The sequence below is a fragment of the Microbacterium invictum genome (assembly GCF_034421375.1).
GTDB lineage: Bacteria > Actinomycetota > Actinomycetes > Actinomycetales > Microbacteriaceae > Microbacterium > Microbacterium invictum_A.
In genome coordinates this window covers 2,697,900-2,712,962 of sequence record NZ_CP139779.1, presented here as the reverse complement: position 1 = coordinate 2,712,962, position 15,063 = coordinate 2,697,900, and the positions used below count along the sequence as shown (strand labels likewise).

Sequence of the window (15,063 nt, the reverse complement as noted above, 5' to 3'; positions counted from 1 at the left end):
TTCGGCGGCAGTGTCGGAGCGTCACCTGCCGCCGGGAGGATGCCGCAGGCGGGGCGTGACAAAAGTCATGGTCGTACTGTGGCGGTGTGACCGACCTCTCCCGCACCCCCGCCGCCGTGCATCCGGCGGGGAGGGCCCTCGCCCGCGGGGTGACGGCGACCTGGTGGTACACCGCCGGCTCGGTGATGATGTTCCAGGCCGTCACGCTCTTCTTCTGGCTCGTGCCCACACTCACCGGCGGCGGGGCCCTCCAGGTGGCGCTCTACCTCGCCGCTGCCGCGGTGTCGCTCGCCTCGAGCGTGCCGCTGCTGGCCCGCTACGGCCGCCGCCGGCAGCGGGGCGACGCCGACGACGAGGAGCGGTTCTCGCCGACCGTGCTGTGGTCGCTCGTCGCGGCGACCGGGGCGGCCGTGGTCGTGGGCGTCATCGCGGTGTCGGTGCTCGCGGCCGCCGCGCTCGTCGCCCTGGCGGTGCTGCTGCTGCGCTGGCGGCCAGGCGTGAGGCTGCGTCTGGTCGCGGCGATCACCCTCGTGCTCGTGGCGATCTGGGTCGCCGAGCCGCTCGTGACGGGGCGGACGCTCGACAGCGAGGTGGACTTCGTCTACCGCCTGTTCTCCGTGCTGCTCCCACCCACGGCCGTCCTGTGCCTCTGGTGGTGGGACATCGTCCTCGCCCTCGACGAAGCCCGCGCCGCCGAGGGACGCCTCGCCGCCGCGCAGGAACGGCTGCGTCTCGCGGGAGATCTGCACGACCTCCAGGGCCACCACCTGCAGGTGATCGCGCTGCAGCTCGAACTCGCCGAACGGATGCTGCCCCGCGACCCCCGCGCGGCCGCTGAACAGGTGCGACTCGCCCGGGCGTCGGTCGATGAGGCCCGCACCGGCACGAGGGCCCTCGCCGCACGGTTCCGCGGCGTGCCGCTCCCCGACGAACTGGCCAACGCCGCCGATCTGCTGCGGGCGGCCGGACTCGCGGTCGAGCTCGACGTCGACGCTCGGGCCGACGCCGCTCCCGCCGACATCCTGGGTCCGGTGGTGCGCGAGACCACGACGAACATCCTCAAGCACGGCGGTGGCGTCTGGGCCCGTCTGCGCCTCGCGCTCGAGCCGGGCGCGGGCGGCGAGGTATGGCGACTGGGCATCACCAACGACGCGCTCGCCGTGGCGGTGCCCTCTCACGCGGCGCCGGTCGGCTCGGGGCTTCCGGGCATCGCGGAGCGTGTCGGGGCCGTCGGAGGGGCGGCGCGGTGGGATGCCGCGCCCGAGCGCTTCACGGTCGAGGTCACCGTGCCCGCGGCATCCATCGGGGGGCGCGCATGATCCGCATCCTCATCGCCGACGACGAGGACATGATCCGGTCGGCCCTCGCGGCCCTGCTGCGGCTCGAGGACGACTTCGAGGTCGTCGCCGAGTGCCGTGACGGCGAGGAGGCGGTGGCCGAGGCGGTGCGCCTGCGCCCCACGGTGTGCCTGCTCGACCTCGAGATGCCCGGGCTCGACGGCGTCGACGCGGCGGCCCGCATCCGCCGGCAGGCCGGGTCGAGGTGCGTGGTGGTGACCCGGCACGCCCGGCCCGGAGTGCTGCGGCGGGCCCTGAGCGCCGGGGTCGACGGGTTCCTGCCGAAGTCGCGGCGCGCACAGGATGTCGCCCAGGTCATCCGCGATGTCGCCGCCGGCCGGCGCTACGTCGACCCCGAGATCGCCGCGGACGCCCTCACCGATGAGCGCAGCCCCCTGACCGATCGCGAGCTCGACGTGCTTCGGGCGGGCGCGCGCGGCGAGACGATCGCCGAGATCGCGGCCACACTGCATCTCTCGCCCGGCACCGTGCGCAACCACGTCTCCGCAGTACTGGGCAAGCTCGGGCTCGCGACCCGCCAGCAGGCGGCGATCCTCGCGCGCGAGCGCGGCTGGATCTGAGGCGCGCGGCGCTCGCCTCGCTTCCGCTCGCCTCCCCGCTCTCGCTCGCCTCCCCGCTTCGGTTGCCGCGATGTGCTGGTCCGGGCCGCACTTCGCGCCAGGCGAACGCAGCCAGTCAGGTTTCAGCTGGCGCATTGCGCGGGTCGGGCGCACACTTCGCGCCAGGTGAACCGCGACGGGGTGCGAAGACGCGCCGCGCGCGGGGAGGAGGCCCGACGTCGAGACACCCGGGATGAGGCGGTCCATCGCCGGTAGTAGGGTAGGGGACTGGTCGATATCTCGATATCGAGATTTTCTTGACCCACACATCCCACCGTTCGCCCAGCGAAGGACTCTCTGTGGATCTCTACGAGTACCAGGCCCGCGATCTGTTCGAGAAGTACGAGGTGCCGGTTCTCGCCGGTATCGTCGCCGACACCCCCGAGGAGGCGAAGGCCGCCGCCGAGAAGCTCGGAGGCGTGGTCGTCGTCAAGGCGCAGGTCAAGACCGGCGGCCGCGGCAAGGCCGGCGGCGTCAAGGTCGCCAAGACCCCCGACGAGGCCTACGAGGCCGCGAAGGCCATCCTCGGCCTCGACATCAAGGGCCACGTCGTCACGCGCGTGATGATCGCGGCCGGCGCCCGCATCGCGCAGGAGTTCTACTTCTCGGTGCTGCTCGACCGCGCCCAGCGGTCCTACCTGTCGCTGTGCAGCGTCGAGGGTGGCATGGAGATCGAGCAGCTGGCCGTCGAGAAGCCCGAGGCGCTCGCCCGGGTCGAGGTCGATCCGCTGACCGGCATCGACCACGCCAAGGCCGTCGAGATCGCCCGCGCCGCGAACTTCCCCGACGACCTCGTCGAGCAGGTCGCGAACGTCTTCGTCAAGCTCTACGAGGTCTACAAGGGCGAGGACGCCACACTCGTCGAGGTCAACCCGCTCGTCCTCACCGAGGAGGGGGACGTCATCGCCCTCGACGGCAAGGTCACGCTCGACGAGAACGCCGAGTTCCGTCACCCCGGCCACGCGCGTCTGGAGGACAAGGACGCCGCAGACCCGCTCGAGGCCAAGGCCAAGGAGAACGACCTCAACTACGTCAAGCTCGACGGCGAGGTCGGCGTCATCGGCAACGGTGCGGGCCTGGTCATGTCGACCCTCGACGTCGTCGCCTACGCGGGCGAGAACCACGGCGGCGTGAAGCCCGCCAACTTCCTCGACATCGGCGGCGGCGCCTCGGCGGAGGTCATGGCCGCGGGCCTGGACGTCATCCTCGGCGACCCGCAGGTCAAGAGCGTGTTCGTGAACGTCTTCGGCGGCATCACCGCCTGCGACGCGGTCGCCAAGGGCATCGTCGGCGCTCTCGCCGAGCTCGGCTCCACCGCCACCAAGCCCCTGGTCGTCCGCATCGACGGCAACCGTGTCGAGGAGGGCCGCCGCATCCTCCAGGAGGCCAACCACCCCCTGGTGACGCTCGCCTCGACCATGGACGAGGGCGCCGATAAGGCCGCCGAACTCGCCAACGCCTGACCCGCCGCATCCGGATAAGGAACAAGAAATGTCGATCTTCCTCACCAAGGACTCCAAGGTCATCGTCCAGGGCATCACCGGCGGCGAGGGCACCAAGCACACCGCCCTCATGCTGAAGGCGGGCACGAACGTCGTCGGCGGCGTCAACGCCCGCAAGGCCGGCACCACCGTGCTGCACAAGGACAAGGACGGCGCCGACATCGAGCTCCCCGTCTTCGGAACGGTGGCCGAGGCCATCGAGAAGACCGGGGCCGACGTCTCGATCGCCTTCGTCCCGGCCGCCTTCACCAAGGCCGCGATGATCGAGGCCATCGACGCCGAGATCCCGCTGCTCGTCGTCATCACCGAGGGCGTGCCGGTCGGCGACTCCGCCGAGGCCTGGGCCTACGCCACCTCGAAGGGCAACACGACCCGCATCATCGGACCGAACTGCCCCGGCATCATCACCCCCGATGAGGCGCTCGTCGGCATCACCCCCGCCAACATCACCGGTAAGGGCCCCATCGGCCTGGTGTCGAAGTCGGGCACCCTGACCTACCAGATGATGTTCGAGCTGCGCGACATCGGCTTCTCCACGGCCATCGGCATTGGCGGCGACCCGATCATCGGCACCACGCACATCGACGCCCTCGCCGCATTCGAGGCCGACCCCGAGACGAAGGCCATCGTCATGATCGGCGAGATCGGGGGCGACGCCGAGGAGCGCGCGGCCGACTTCATCAAGGCGAACGTCACCAAGCCGGTCGTCGGCTACGTCGCCGGCTTCACCGCGCCCGAGGGCAAGACGATGGGTCACGCCGGTGCGATCGTGTCGGGTTCGGCCGGCACCGCCCAGGCCAAGAAGGAAGCCCTCGAAGCCGCCGGGGTGAAGGTCGGGAAGACCCCGTCCGAGACCGCGGCGCTCATGCGCGAGATCGTCGAGGGGCTCTGAGTCCGATGCCGCTGACAGGCGAGTACATCCCCAGCACGTCGCAGTGGGCGCGCGAGCAGGCTGAGCGCTACGAGGCGTCGGGCGGCACCGAGGCGAACCTCCTGCGGGGCGTGCCGATCATCGTGCTGACCACGGTCGGTGCGAAGAGCGGGGGCCTGCGCAAGACGGCGCTCATGCGCGTCGAGCACGAGGGCCGCTATGCGGTGGTGGCTTCGAAGGGCGGCGCGCCCGAAGAGCCCGCCTGGGCGGCGAACATGCGCGCGCACCCGCACGTCGAGCTGCAGGACGGTGCGGTCACGCGCGACTACCTGGCGCGCGAGCTCTCGGGCGACGAGTACGCCGAGTGGTGGAACCGTTCGGCCGAGGTGTGGCCGGACTACAACGAGTACCAGAAGAAGACCGATCGCACGATCGCGCTCTTCGTGCTCGAGCCCTTCGACCCCGCCTCGGAGTAACCCCGGAGAATACCCGGAGGATGCCGCGCCGCAGCGGGATCGCGACGTCTTCCGGGTCTACGATCGGGCCGTGAAATCCGGGACCGCCCTCGTGCTGGCGTGCGTGGGTGCGATCGGTGCGGCAGCGGGGATCGCCCTCGCGGCGGCCGTCGCCGTTCCACCGAGTCTGGCGAACCTGAACGCCACGGTGCACCCCGCGCCGACCGAGGTCGCGGTCGCCGAAGAGGCGGTGCGGGTGACCGCGCCGGCCGGATGGGTCGTCCGCCGTCCGCCCTTCGACGACGACGAGCTCACGCTGACCAGTCCCGACGGGCGCCTCGAGATCGCCGTCACCGAGGTCGGCGGCGGATTCGACACCGCATTCGCCGACCTCGCCCGCGCGAACGACGCGCAGGATTCGGCGCCCGTGACCGAGACCCTCTCCTCGGGAGCGCGTGCTCGGCACACGGAGATCGCGGATGCCGCCGGCGGCATCGTCCTCGCCGCGGTCGGCGATGAGCGCGGACCCGTCAGCGCCGGCATCGTCGCGCGGGTCACCGACGGAGCGGTGGCCGACTACCGCTATGCGATCGCCGAGGTGCTCGACACCGTGCGGGTGACCTCGTGACGGGCCCGGGATCCCACCGCGACAGCCGCGGGCGCCGCGATGAGAAGCACCGCCGCGCCGCGCTGCCCCTCGCCCTCGCGGGCGTGCTCCTTCTCGCCGCGTGCGCACCGGCGACGGATGCCTCGTGGCAGCCCGCAGCCTTCCCCGCCGCCAGGGTGGCGGTCGCGGCGTTCCCCGCGGCGCTCGATCCGGCGACCGTTCCGTCACTGCGCGGCCTGCGGATCCGCAACGATGCCGTGGGCCTCCAGGCCCGGGTCGCGCTTCTTCCCGGGCAGTCGCCGGTGAACGACAGGATGATCGGCGCGGTGCGGGACGCGATCGGGGGTCGCGAAGCGGCCACGGGGGTCGGCTACGCACCGGAGGTCCAGCCCCGCGGTGCAGGACTGGGCGACCGGTCGTGCGTCGCGGACTCCACCCGGCTTCCGGCCGCCGCGCTGCTCGCGGACCCGCGCCTGGGTCCTGCCGGCGGGACGGGCACTGCCGTCGCATGCGACATCGTCACCGCCGCCGGTCCGTACCTCGGTGTGCGGATGCGCACGGTCACGGGCGACGCCGCCGCGATCACCGCCGACACCTCGGCCACGCTCTACACCGACCTCCGCACCGGCGAGACCGTGTCCGCCGAGGCCCTGTGGACGGCCGAGGCAGGACCCGCCCTGTGGGGGGACATCGTCGAGGCGCTCCGGCGCGACGCGGGAGCCCTGAGCCTCGCCCCGGTCCAGCCGCCCGACGAGGCGGGCCTCGCCGTCATCGGCTCCGCCCTGACAAGGTCGGTCCCTCAGGCGGGAACGATCGTCATCGAGATCCCGGCGGGATTCAGCCCGCCCGAGCTGCAGGCACTCGGCATCGTCGCGACGACCGAGCCGCTCGCGGTCGCCGTGCCGCTCGAGGTCGCGACGCCGTTCCTCACGCCGTTCGGGGCGGGCCTCGTCGGCGCCGTGGCATCCGCTCTTCCCTTCGAAGCGCCCGCCGCCGTCCCCGCCGGGCTCGAGACGATCGACTGCGAACTCGTCCCGTGCGTCGCGCTGACCTACGACGACGGCCCGTCGGGATTCACTCCCGCGATCCTCGACGAGCTCCGCGCCCGGGGCGCCGCGGCAACCTTCTACGTGATGGGTGAGAAGGCCCGCGGCTACGCCGACACCCTTCGTCGCATGCGCGACGAAGGGCACGAGATCGCCAATCACTCGTGGAATCACCCCAGCCTCCCCTCGCTCACCGACGAGCAGGTCGCCGCACAGTTGCGCGACACCAGCGCCGCGATTCAGAACGTCGTGGGGGAGCGGCCCAAGAGCTTCCGCCCCCCGTACGGCGAGTACAACCAGAACGTCCTCCGCATCGCAGGGCTCCCCGCGATCCTGTGGGATGTCGACACGTTCGACTATCAGCGACCGGGCGTCGACACCCTCCTCGCCCGGGCGGTCGACGCCCCGCGGCCGGGTTCGATCGTGCTGATGCACGACATCCACCCCGGCACCGCGGAGGCGGCGGCGGCGATGTACGACGGCCTGCTCGACCGCGGGTTCTCGCTCGTGACGGTGACGCAGATCTTCGAGGGCGATCTGCCGGCGTCGGGGGCGTGGACTTCGGGGCGCTGACGGGGTCCTCGGGCGCGGCCGGTTCCGGGCGAGGCGGAACAGCACCCTCGGGCCGGATGGGTAGGGTCGATGAGGCATGCAACGCTTCGTGGTCGCCCTTCTCGCCGCCGTCGACGCCGCAATCGCGGCGGCGGTCGGCCTTGCGCTGATCCTGGCGCCGGCGACCCTGCTGTGGGTCTTCGGCTTCGGCGCGGCCGCCGACTGGTCCGCGCTCTGGCCCGCGACCGCCTCGGTGTGGCAGCTCGGTCACCTCGTGCCGCTGGAGGTCACCCTCCCGCCGATCTACCTCACCGCCGCCGGGATCGACGAGGCCGCGGCATCCTTCTCCCTCTCGCTGGCACCCCTCGCCCTCGCTGCGCTCACCGCCGGGCTCGCCGCACGGACAGGTGTCCGCGCGTCGCGGTCGGAGGCCTGGGAGAGCGGGCTCATCGGGGGCATCGTCGTCTTCACCGCCCTTGCCGCCGGAGTCGCGCTCACCGGGGCCAACGCGCTGGCCGAAGCGCCCCTCGGGCTCGCGATCGCGCTCCCCGCGCTGGTCTTCGCCGTCCCCGCTGCGCTCGCCGCGGTCGTCACCGAGTGGCGCGAGGCCGATGTCGGGCTCATCGCTCGTGCCCGCGACGCCCTCGAGCGCCGGGTCGGCGAATCGGGACCGGCCGCGGTCACCGAGACCGCCCGCGGTACGGCGATCGTTGTCACCGGGTTCGTGGGCGCGGGAGCGGCACTGCTCACCGTCGCGCTGGTCGCGCGCGGCCCGCAGGTGGTCGCGCTGTCGCAGGCGAGCAACGCCGATCTGCTCGGGGCGAGCATCATCGCGCTGGGTGAACTGGCCTACCTGCCGACGCTCATCGTGTGGGCGGCCTCGTTCCTCGCCGGGCCCGGCTTCGCCGTCGGCTCAGCCACCACCGTCGCCCCGGCGGGCACACAGGTGGGGGTCCTCCCGCCGGTGCCGGTGCTGGGGGTCATCCCGGAATCCACCACGTCGTGGCTCCTCCTTCTCGCGCTCGTGCCCGTGGCGCTCGGTGCCCTCGCCGGATGGATGGTGCGCACGCACCTCGTCGCCGACCATCCGCGGGTGATCTCCGACGGGTGGGGTCTGCGGGCGGTCATCGCCGGCGCGGTCGCCGTCGTGTCGGGCGGAGCGGCGGCCCTGCTCGCCCTGCTCGCGAGCGGCACTATCGGACCCGGAGCGCTCGCAGAGGTGGGCCCGGCCCCCGCTGCGGTCGGTCTCGCCGTTGGGGCCGAGGTCCTCGTGGGGGCGGCGATCCTGCTCGCGCTCCCCTCGGCGCGGGCGAGCTCGAGCGAAGGGGGGCGGGGGCGCGCGGGGGAGCCGTCGACGCACGCCGTCCCCGGGACACCGGATGCCGCGGCGGACAGGTCGCCCGACGATCACCGGCCCGGCCGCGAACCATCCGCCACCCTCGACGACACGGGCGCACGCGGCGACGCCGCCGCGCGCGACGACACCCGCGCTCGCCATGACACAGGCGCCGGCACGGGCGCCGGCGATATCGCCGAAGCCCCCGACCCCGATCAGACCGACACCCAGCCGCTGTTCCCCCACCCCCGGCGCGGCGGAGGGTCGCCGCTAGACTAGGCCGGTGCTCACCGTCGCGGTCCTGATCTCGGGCGCGGGGTCCAATCTCCGGGCGCTCCTCGAGGCCGCAGCCGACGCCGACTTCCCGGCACGCGTCATCGCCGTCGGGGCCGACCGCGAGGCCGACGGGTTCGCCCACGCCGAGACGTTCGGCGTGCCGACCCTCCTCGTGCCGTGGCGCGGCGCGGCCGACCGCGATGCCTGGGGCGCGGAGCTCGACGCGCAGCTGCGGGTCTGGCAGCCCGATCTCATCGTCCTGAGCGGCCTGATGCGGCTGCTCCCCGCCGGGTTCGTCGAGGCCTGGAGCCCGCGCATCATCAACACCCACCCCGCCTACCTCCCCGAGTTCCCCGGCGCGCACGCCGTGCGCGACGCGCTCGCCGCCGGGGCGACCGAGACCGGCGCCAGCGTCATCCTCGTCGACACCGGCGTCGACACCGGACCGATCCTCGCCCAGGAACGCGTGCCGATCCATCCGGATGACGACGAGCACCGCCTGCACGAACGCATCAAGCCCGTCGAGAGACGCCTCATGATCGACGTGGTCCGCCGGATCGCGACGGGCGAGCTCGACCTCGCGGCTGCCGCCGCAGCCGCGACGCCCGCGTCACCGACATCCGCTCCCGCCTGACCTCACCTCGCCGCACCCCGCACCCTCGCACCGAAACCCCGCTCGCCTCGAGAAGGAGACCCATGGCCGGCCCGAGTCACGACCCCTCCCTGTACCGCGACCGTGATGTCGTGCCGATCCGCCGCGCGCTGGTGTCGGTGAGCGACAAGACCGATCTGCTGCCGCTCGCCGAGGCCCTCGTCGGTGCGGGGGTCGAGATCGTGTCGACCGGATCGACGGCCGCGACGATCCGCGACGCCGGGTTCCCGGTGACGGACGTGTCGGCGGTCACGGGCTTCCCCGAGTCGCTCGACGGCCGCGTGAAGACCCTTCACCCGGCGGTGCACGCCGGGCTGCTGGCGGACCTCCGCCTCGAAGACCATGAGCGCCAGCTCGCCGAGCTCGGCATTGCCGCGTTCGAGCTCGTCGTGGTGAACCTGTACCCCTTCGTCCAGACCGTTGCCTCCGGCGCCGAGGGCGACGCGGTCGTCGAGCAGATCGACATCGGCGGCCCCGCGATGGTGCGCGCGTCGGCGAAGAACCACGCCAACGTCGCGATCGTCGTGTCGCCCGAGTCGTACCCCGCGATCATCGAGGCCGTCCGCGGCGGTGGGACGACCCTGACGCAGCGGCGCGAGCTCGCCGCACGGGCGTTCGCGCACACCGCCTCGTACGACACCGCGGTGGCGGCGTGGTTCTCCGAGGGGACGCTCGCCGAGGAAGACCTGCCGGCGCACCTGACGATCAAGGCCGAACGTCTCGCGACGCTGCGCTACGGCGAGAACGCGCACCAGCGCGCGGCGATCTACACCCGCGTGGGCGGACACGGGATCGCCCAGGCCACGCAGCTGCAGGGCAAGGAGATGTCGTACAACAACTACGTCGACGCCGATGCGGCGCTGCGCGCGGCGTTCGACATGGTCAAGCCGGCAGTGGCGATCATCAAGCACGCCAACCCGTGCGGGATCGCCGTGACCGCGCCGAACGCGCTCGACCCGATCGCCTCGGCCCACCTCCGCGCCCACGAGTGCGACCCGGTGTCGGCCTTCGGCGGCGTGATCGCGGCCAACCGCACGGTGACGCTGAAGATGGCCGAGAACCTGCGCGACATCTTCACCGAGGTCATCGTCGCACCGGACTTCGAGCCGGAGGCGCTGGAGGTGTTCCGGCTCAAGAAGAACCTGCGCATCCTGCAGCTTCCCGCCGACTGGCGGCAGGAGCGGATGGACGTGCGCCTGGTGTCGGGCGGCCTGCTGCTGCAGGACGCCGACCGGTTCCCCGACGACATCGAGTCGGTCGCGACGGACTGGCAGCTGGTGTCGGGAGAGCGCCCGGCGGAAGAGGAGATGACGAACCTCATCTTCGCCTGGAAGGCATGCCGCGCGGTGAAGTCGAACGCCATCGTGCTGGCGAAGAACTCTGCCACCGTCGGCATCGGCATGGGACAGGTCAACCGGGTCGACTCCTGCCGCCTCGCCGTCGAACGGGCGGGCGAGCGCGTAACCGGCTCGGTCGCGGCATCCGATGCGTTCTTCCCCTTCGCCGACGGGCCGCGGGTGCTCCTCGACGCCGGCGTCTCGGCGATCGTGCAGCCGGGCGGGTCAGTGCGCGACGACGAGGTCATCGCCGCGGCCCGCGAGGCCGGCGTAACGATGTTCTTCACCGGGGAGCGTCACTTCTTCCACTGATCGGGACGCGCGGGGCGCGCGGGGCGATGCCGCCCCGCGCTCAGCCGGTCGTCGGGCGGCCGTACTCCTCGAGGAATCGGAGCCACACCTCGCTGACCGTCGGATACGACGGCACCGCATGCCACAGGCGGGACAGCGGCACTTCGCCGACGACGGCGATGGTGGCGGAGTGGAGCAGCTCGGCGACATCGGGCCCCACGAACGTCGCGCCCACGAGCACCTCGCGGTCGGTGTCGATGATCGCCCGGGCGCGGCCGACGTAGTCGTCCGACACGGTCGACGCGCCCGCCACCCACGACAGGTCGTAGTCGATGACCCGCACCGGCAGCCCCGCCTTCTCGGCCGCCGCGGCGGTGAGCCCGACCGAGGCGACCTCGGGATCGGTGAAGGTGACCTGCGGCACCGCCGCGTGATCGGCCGTCGCGACGTGCACGCCCCACGGCGCGTCGTCGACCGGCGCACCCTTCGCGCGGGCGGCGATGACGTCGCCCGCGGCGCGCGCCTGGTACTTCCCCTGGTGGGTGAGAAGAGCGCGATGGTTGACGTCTCCGACGGCGTAGAGCCAGTCGGTGCCGCGCACGAGCATCGTGTCGTCGACGTCGAGCCACCTCCCCGACTCCAGGCCGATGCTCTCGAGGCCGAGGTCGGTGGTGCGCGGCACGCGGCCGGTGGCGACGAGCACGCGCTCAGCGGCGACCTCCGAGCCGTCGGACAGCTCCAGCACGGCGAGACCGTCGTCGGCGGCACGGGCGCGGGTGATGTCGACGTTCGTCCGCACGTCGACCCCGAGCCCCCGAAGCGACTCCTCGACCATCTCTCCCGCGAAGGGCTCGGTGCCCCCGAGGAGCCCCGAGCGGGCCACGAGGGTGACCGTCGTGCCGAAACCGGCGTACGCGGTCGCCATCTCGGCGCCCACGACTCCACCGCCGAGGACGGTCAGGGATGCGGGAGGATGCTGGACCGCGGTCGCATCGCGACTCGTCCACGGCTCGATGTCGCGAAGACCCGGGATGTCGGGGAGGAGCGCCGCGCTTCCCGTGCAGACGGCCACGGCGTGCCGGGCGACGAGGATCGTGTCGATGCCCTCGTCGTCGGTGACGACGACGCGCTTCTCGCCATCGAAACGTGCGTGTCCGCGCACGAGGTCGATCCTCGCCTTCTGGAGCCATTGCACCTGCGAGTCGTCGTTCCACTCGTGGGTGATGCCGTCGCGGCGGCGGAGCACCGCGGAGACGTCGAGGTCTCCCGTCACAGCCTGCTTCGCGCCACCCACCGCCTGGGCTGCTCGGAGCGCCGCCGCGCTCCGCAGCAGCGCCTTCGACGGCATACACGCCCAGTACGAGCACTCGCCGCCGACGAGCTCGGCCTCGACGATGACGGTCTTCATGCCCCCCTGAACCGCTCGGTCGGCCACGTTCTCGCCGACCGCTCCGGCGCCGATGACGACGACGTCGTACTCACGGATGATTTCCATGGACCCGACCCTAACGCCGCGCGCCCGCGCGCGGGCGCGCGCGGGACGACGGGTTCCCCTCCCGCTCACAGAATCGCGCCGACGCCACACCGATCCGCCGGATGACGGTGGACGCCGAGTGATTCAGTGGGTCTCGCGACCGGCGCGGAGTCCGGGCGCGGACCCGGCCGCGACGCCGTCGTCGGCGCCGAGGGGTTGCGCGCCCGCCTAAACCGTTTTAGAGTTGATGCTTAACCGGTTTAGAGCCCCGGTGACGACACGAAGAGGTGACGAATGACGCAGCACGGCCACCCCACGATCGCCGACGTCGCGCGCCGTGCGGGTGTCAGCAAGGGCCTCGTCTCGTTCGCGCTCAACGGCCGCTCCGGCGTCGCCCCCGACACGCGCGAGCGCATCCTCTCCGCTGCGGCGGAGCTCGGCTGGAGCCCCAGCCTCCGCGCCCGGTCGCTGAGCGTCGGCCGCGCCTTCGCGTGCGGCCTCGTCATCGGCCGCAGCCCCGACGTCATCGCCGCCGACCCGTTCTTCCCGTCGTTCATCGCCGGTGTCGAGGACGAGTTCTCGGTGTCGGGACAGGTGCTGGTGCTCGCTGCCGCGACCCCCGGTCGACAGGAGGCCGAGACCTACCGGGGCCTGGCGGCCGACAAGCGCGTGGACGGCGTCATCCTCTCCGACCTCCGCACGGGCGACGAGCGCATCGCGCTCATCGGCGAACTGGGCCTCGCCGCCGTGACCCTCGGCGTCCCCGACGTCGACAGCCCTTTCACCTCGATCTCCGTCGACGACGGGGCGGGCATCCGCCTGGCCGTCGACCACCTCGCCGACCTCGGGCACACCGACATCGCCCACGCGGCCGGTCCCTTCTCGATGCTCCACGGCCGGCATCGCGAGGCGGCGTTCGAAGAGGCGGCGGCGGCCCGCCGCATCCGTTCCCGCGTCGTCGAGACCGACTTCAGCGCCGCCGACGGCGCCCGCGCGACCGAACAGCTGCTGGATGCCGCGACACCGCCGACAGCGATCGTGTACTCCAACGACAACATGGCCATCGCCGGTCTCGGGGTCGCCCAGCGGCGCGGCCTCGACGTCCCGCGCGACCTGTCGATCACCGGTTTCGACGACACCGAGATCGGCCGTCACCTCCACCCCGCCATCACGAGCGTCTCCACCGACGCCCGCGGCTGGGGTGCTGCGGCGGCCCGAGCCCTGCTCGAGGCCATCGCCGGCGCCCCGCCGGACGCGATCGACCTTCCCGATCCCCGGCTCGTGGTTCGCGCCTCCACCGGCGCGCCCCGCGCCTGATTCCACCCGCGGGCATGGCCCGCACGCACAAGGAGATGAACATGCGACGACGCATCATTCCCGTGGCGGGAGCCGCCGCGGCCATCCTCGCTCTCAGCGCCTGCAGCGGAGGCAGCGGCGGCGGCGCCGGCGGCATGGACAGCCGCGGCGACATCACCATCTGGTACTCCAACAACGAGGCCGAGATCGCCTGGGCCGAGCAGATGGTCGAGTCCTGGAACGCCGAGAACCCCGACGAGCAGATCACCGCGCAGGAGATCCCCGCCGGGTCCTCCAGCGAGGAGGTCATCAGCGCGGCGATCACCGCGGGCAACGCCCCGTGCCTCATCTTCAACACCTCGCCCGCGGCGGTGCCGGAGTTCCAGCGCCAGGGGGGCCTGGTCGACCTCACCGACTTCGAGGACGGCGAGGACTACATCACCGAGCGCTCGGGCGACCTCGCCGAGCAGTACCGCTCGGAGGACGGCGGCTTCTACCAGATGCCCTGGAAGAGCAACCCCGTGATGATCTTCTACAACAAGGCGCTGTTCGCCGAGGCGGGCCTGGACCCCGAGAACCCGTCGCTGTCGACCTACGACGAGTTCCTCGAGACCTCGCGCACCCTCAGCGAGGCGGGCGTGGCCGAGTACGCCATCAACCCCGCCCCCACGAGCGAGTTCTTCCAGTCGTGGTTCGACTTCTATCCGCTCTACGCCGCCGAGACCGGTGGCACGCAGCTGGTCGAGGACGGCGCCGCGACCTTCGACAGCCCCGAGGGCGAAGCGGTCGCCGACTTCTGGCGCACCCTCTATGCCGAGGGCCTCGCCGGTCAGGAGCAGTACCAGGGCGACGCGTTCGCCGACGGCTACTCGGCCATGGCGATCGTCGGCCCGTGGGCGATCTCGGTCTACGGCGACACGGTGGACTGGGGCTCGGTGCCCGTCCCGACCTCCGGAGGCACCGCCCCCGAGGAGACCTGGACCTTCAGCGACGCTAAGAACGTGGGGCTGTTCACCGCGTGCGAGAACAAGGGCACCGCGTGGGACGTGCTGAAGTTCGCCACCAGTGAGGAGCAGGACGGACTCTGGCTCGAGGCGACCGGACAGATGCCGCTGCGTCAGGACCTCACCGGCACCTACCCCGACTACTTCGCCGCGAACCCCGCCTACGAGCAGTTCGGCGACCAGGCATCCCGCACCGTCGAGGTGCCGAACGTGCCGAACTCGGTCGAGATCTGGCAGACGTTCCGCGACGGCTACTCCGAGTCGGTCATCTTCGGCGAGGGCGAGATCCCCACGTTCCTCTCCGACACCGCGACCGAGGTCGACGGCCTGGCGGCGGGAGACTGACGTGACCGTCTCCACCGGCACTCCCGGTCGGGGCGCTGCGGCGCATCCCGACCGGGAGGAGC

At 72.2% G+C, this 15,063-nt stretch carries 13 protein-coding genes; 12 read left to right on the top strand and 1 reads right to left on the bottom strand.

The window, feature by feature from the left end:
* Positions 1-86 precede the first annotated feature (86 nt).
* The 10 genes from T9R20_RS13015 (at position 87) to purH (ending at position 10,903) form a co-directional block, all read left to right on the top strand.
* Positions 87-1,319 carry a sensor histidine kinase gene (locus T9R20_RS13015; RefSeq protein ID WP_322409732.1) on the top strand — a complete coding sequence of 411 codons (1,233 nt, stop codon included), beginning with the start codon at positions 87-89 and terminating at the stop codon, positions 1,317-1,319.
* Positions 1,316-1,918 (top strand): response regulator transcription factor, encoded by a 603-nt coding sequence (locus tag T9R20_RS13010; RefSeq protein WP_322409731.1) that lies wholly within the window; start codon positions 1,316-1,318, stop codon positions 1,916-1,918. Before T9R20_RS13015 ends, T9R20_RS13010 begins: the two co-directional genes overlap by 4 nt.
* Before the next feature lie 338 nt (positions 1,919-2,256).
* On the top strand, positions 2,257-3,420 hold the full coding sequence (gene sucC, locus T9R20_RS13005) for an ADP-forming succinate--CoA ligase subunit beta (RefSeq protein ID WP_322409730.1): 1,164 nt from the start codon (positions 2,257-2,259) through the stop codon (positions 3,418-3,420).
* Between the two features lie 28 nt (positions 3,421-3,448).
* Positions 3,449-4,351: a succinate--CoA ligase subunit alpha gene (gene sucD, locus T9R20_RS13000; protein WP_322409729.1), complete on the top strand. Its 903-nt coding sequence runs from the start codon at positions 3,449-3,451 to the stop codon at positions 4,349-4,351.
* A gap of 5 nt (positions 4,352-4,356) precedes the next feature.
* The gene (locus T9R20_RS12995) at positions 4,357-4,806 is read left to right on the top strand and encodes a nitroreductase family deazaflavin-dependent oxidoreductase (RefSeq protein ID WP_322409728.1); all 450 of its coding nucleotides are present in this window, start codon (positions 4,357-4,359) and stop codon (positions 4,804-4,806) included.
* A 70-nt stretch (positions 4,807-4,876) separates the two neighbouring features.
* Positions 4,877-5,413, top strand: coding sequence for a hypothetical protein (locus T9R20_RS12990; RefSeq protein ID WP_322409727.1), 537 nt, complete (start codon positions 4,877-4,879; stop codon positions 5,411-5,413).
* Entirely contained in the window at positions 5,410-7,011 is a 1,602-nt protein-coding gene (locus tag T9R20_RS12985) for a polysaccharide deacetylase family protein (protein ID WP_322409726.1), read from the top strand. The genes T9R20_RS12990 and T9R20_RS12985 overlap by 4 nt, the downstream gene beginning before the upstream one ends.
* A gap of 76 nt (positions 7,012-7,087) precedes the next feature.
* Entirely contained in the window at positions 7,088-8,605 is a 1,518-nt protein-coding gene (locus tag T9R20_RS12980; RefSeq protein WP_322409725.1) for a DUF6350 family protein, read from the top strand.
* Between the two features lie 4 nt (positions 8,606-8,609).
* Positions 8,610-9,236: a phosphoribosylglycinamide formyltransferase gene (purN, locus tag T9R20_RS12975; protein WP_322409724.1), complete on the top strand. Its 627-nt coding sequence runs from the start codon at positions 8,610-8,612 to the stop codon at positions 9,234-9,236.
* Between the two features lie 62 nt (positions 9,237-9,298).
* Positions 9,299-10,903 carry a bifunctional phosphoribosylaminoimidazolecarboxamide formyltransferase/IMP cyclohydrolase gene (gene purH, locus T9R20_RS12970; protein ID WP_322409723.1) on the top strand — a complete coding sequence of 535 codons (1,605 nt, stop codon included), beginning with the start codon at positions 9,299-9,301 and terminating at the stop codon, positions 10,901-10,903.
* Between the two features lie 40 nt (positions 10,904-10,943).
* On the opposite strand, the gene T9R20_RS12965 is transcribed toward purH, so the two are convergent.
* Positions 10,944-12,377: an NAD(P)/FAD-dependent oxidoreductase gene (locus T9R20_RS12965; RefSeq protein WP_322409722.1), complete on the bottom strand. Its 1,434-nt coding sequence runs from the start codon at positions 12,375-12,377 to the stop codon at positions 10,944-10,946.
* 273 nt (positions 12,378-12,650) lie between these two features.
* Between T9R20_RS12965 and T9R20_RS12960 the strand changes: the two genes are divergently transcribed.
* Positions 12,651-13,673, top strand: coding sequence for a LacI family DNA-binding transcriptional regulator (locus tag T9R20_RS12960; protein ID WP_322409721.1), 1,023 nt, complete (start codon positions 12,651-12,653; stop codon positions 13,671-13,673).
* Between the two features lie 41 nt (positions 13,674-13,714).
* On the top strand, positions 13,715-15,001 hold the full coding sequence (locus tag T9R20_RS12955; RefSeq protein ID WP_322409720.1) for an extracellular solute-binding protein: 1,287 nt from the start codon (positions 13,715-13,717) through the stop codon (positions 14,999-15,001).
* Positions 15,002-15,063 lie beyond the last annotated feature (62 nt).

Bases quoted from the DNA above. Each gene is read 5' to 3' on its own strand.
- T9R20_RS12965 (WP_322409722.1), bottom strand. From the start codon at position 12,377: ATGGAAATCATCCGTGAGTACGACGTCGTCGTCATCGGCGCCGGAGCG.
- T9R20_RS13010 (WP_322409731.1), top strand. From the start codon at position 1,316: ATGATCCGCATCCTCATCGCCGACGACGAGGACATGATCCGGTCGGCC.
- T9R20_RS12955 (WP_322409720.1), top strand. From the start codon at position 13,715: ATGCGACGACGCATCATTCCCGTGGCGGGAGCCGCCGCGGCCATCCTC.
- T9R20_RS12960 (WP_322409721.1), top strand. From the start codon at position 12,651: ATGACGCAGCACGGCCACCCCACGATCGCCGACGTCGCGCGCCGTGCG.
- T9R20_RS12995 (WP_322409728.1), top strand. From the start codon at position 4,357: ATGCCGCTGACAGGCGAGTACATCCCCAGCACGTCGCAGTGGGCGCGC.
- sucD (WP_322409729.1), top strand. From the start codon at position 3,449: ATGTCGATCTTCCTCACCAAGGACTCCAAGGTCATCGTCCAGGGCATC.
- purH (WP_322409723.1), top strand. From the start codon at position 9,299: ATGGCCGGCCCGAGTCACGACCCCTCCCTGTACCGCGACCGTGATGTC.
- T9R20_RS12980 (WP_322409725.1), top strand. From the start codon at position 7,088: ATGCAACGCTTCGTGGTCGCCCTTCTCGCCGCCGTCGACGCCGCAATC.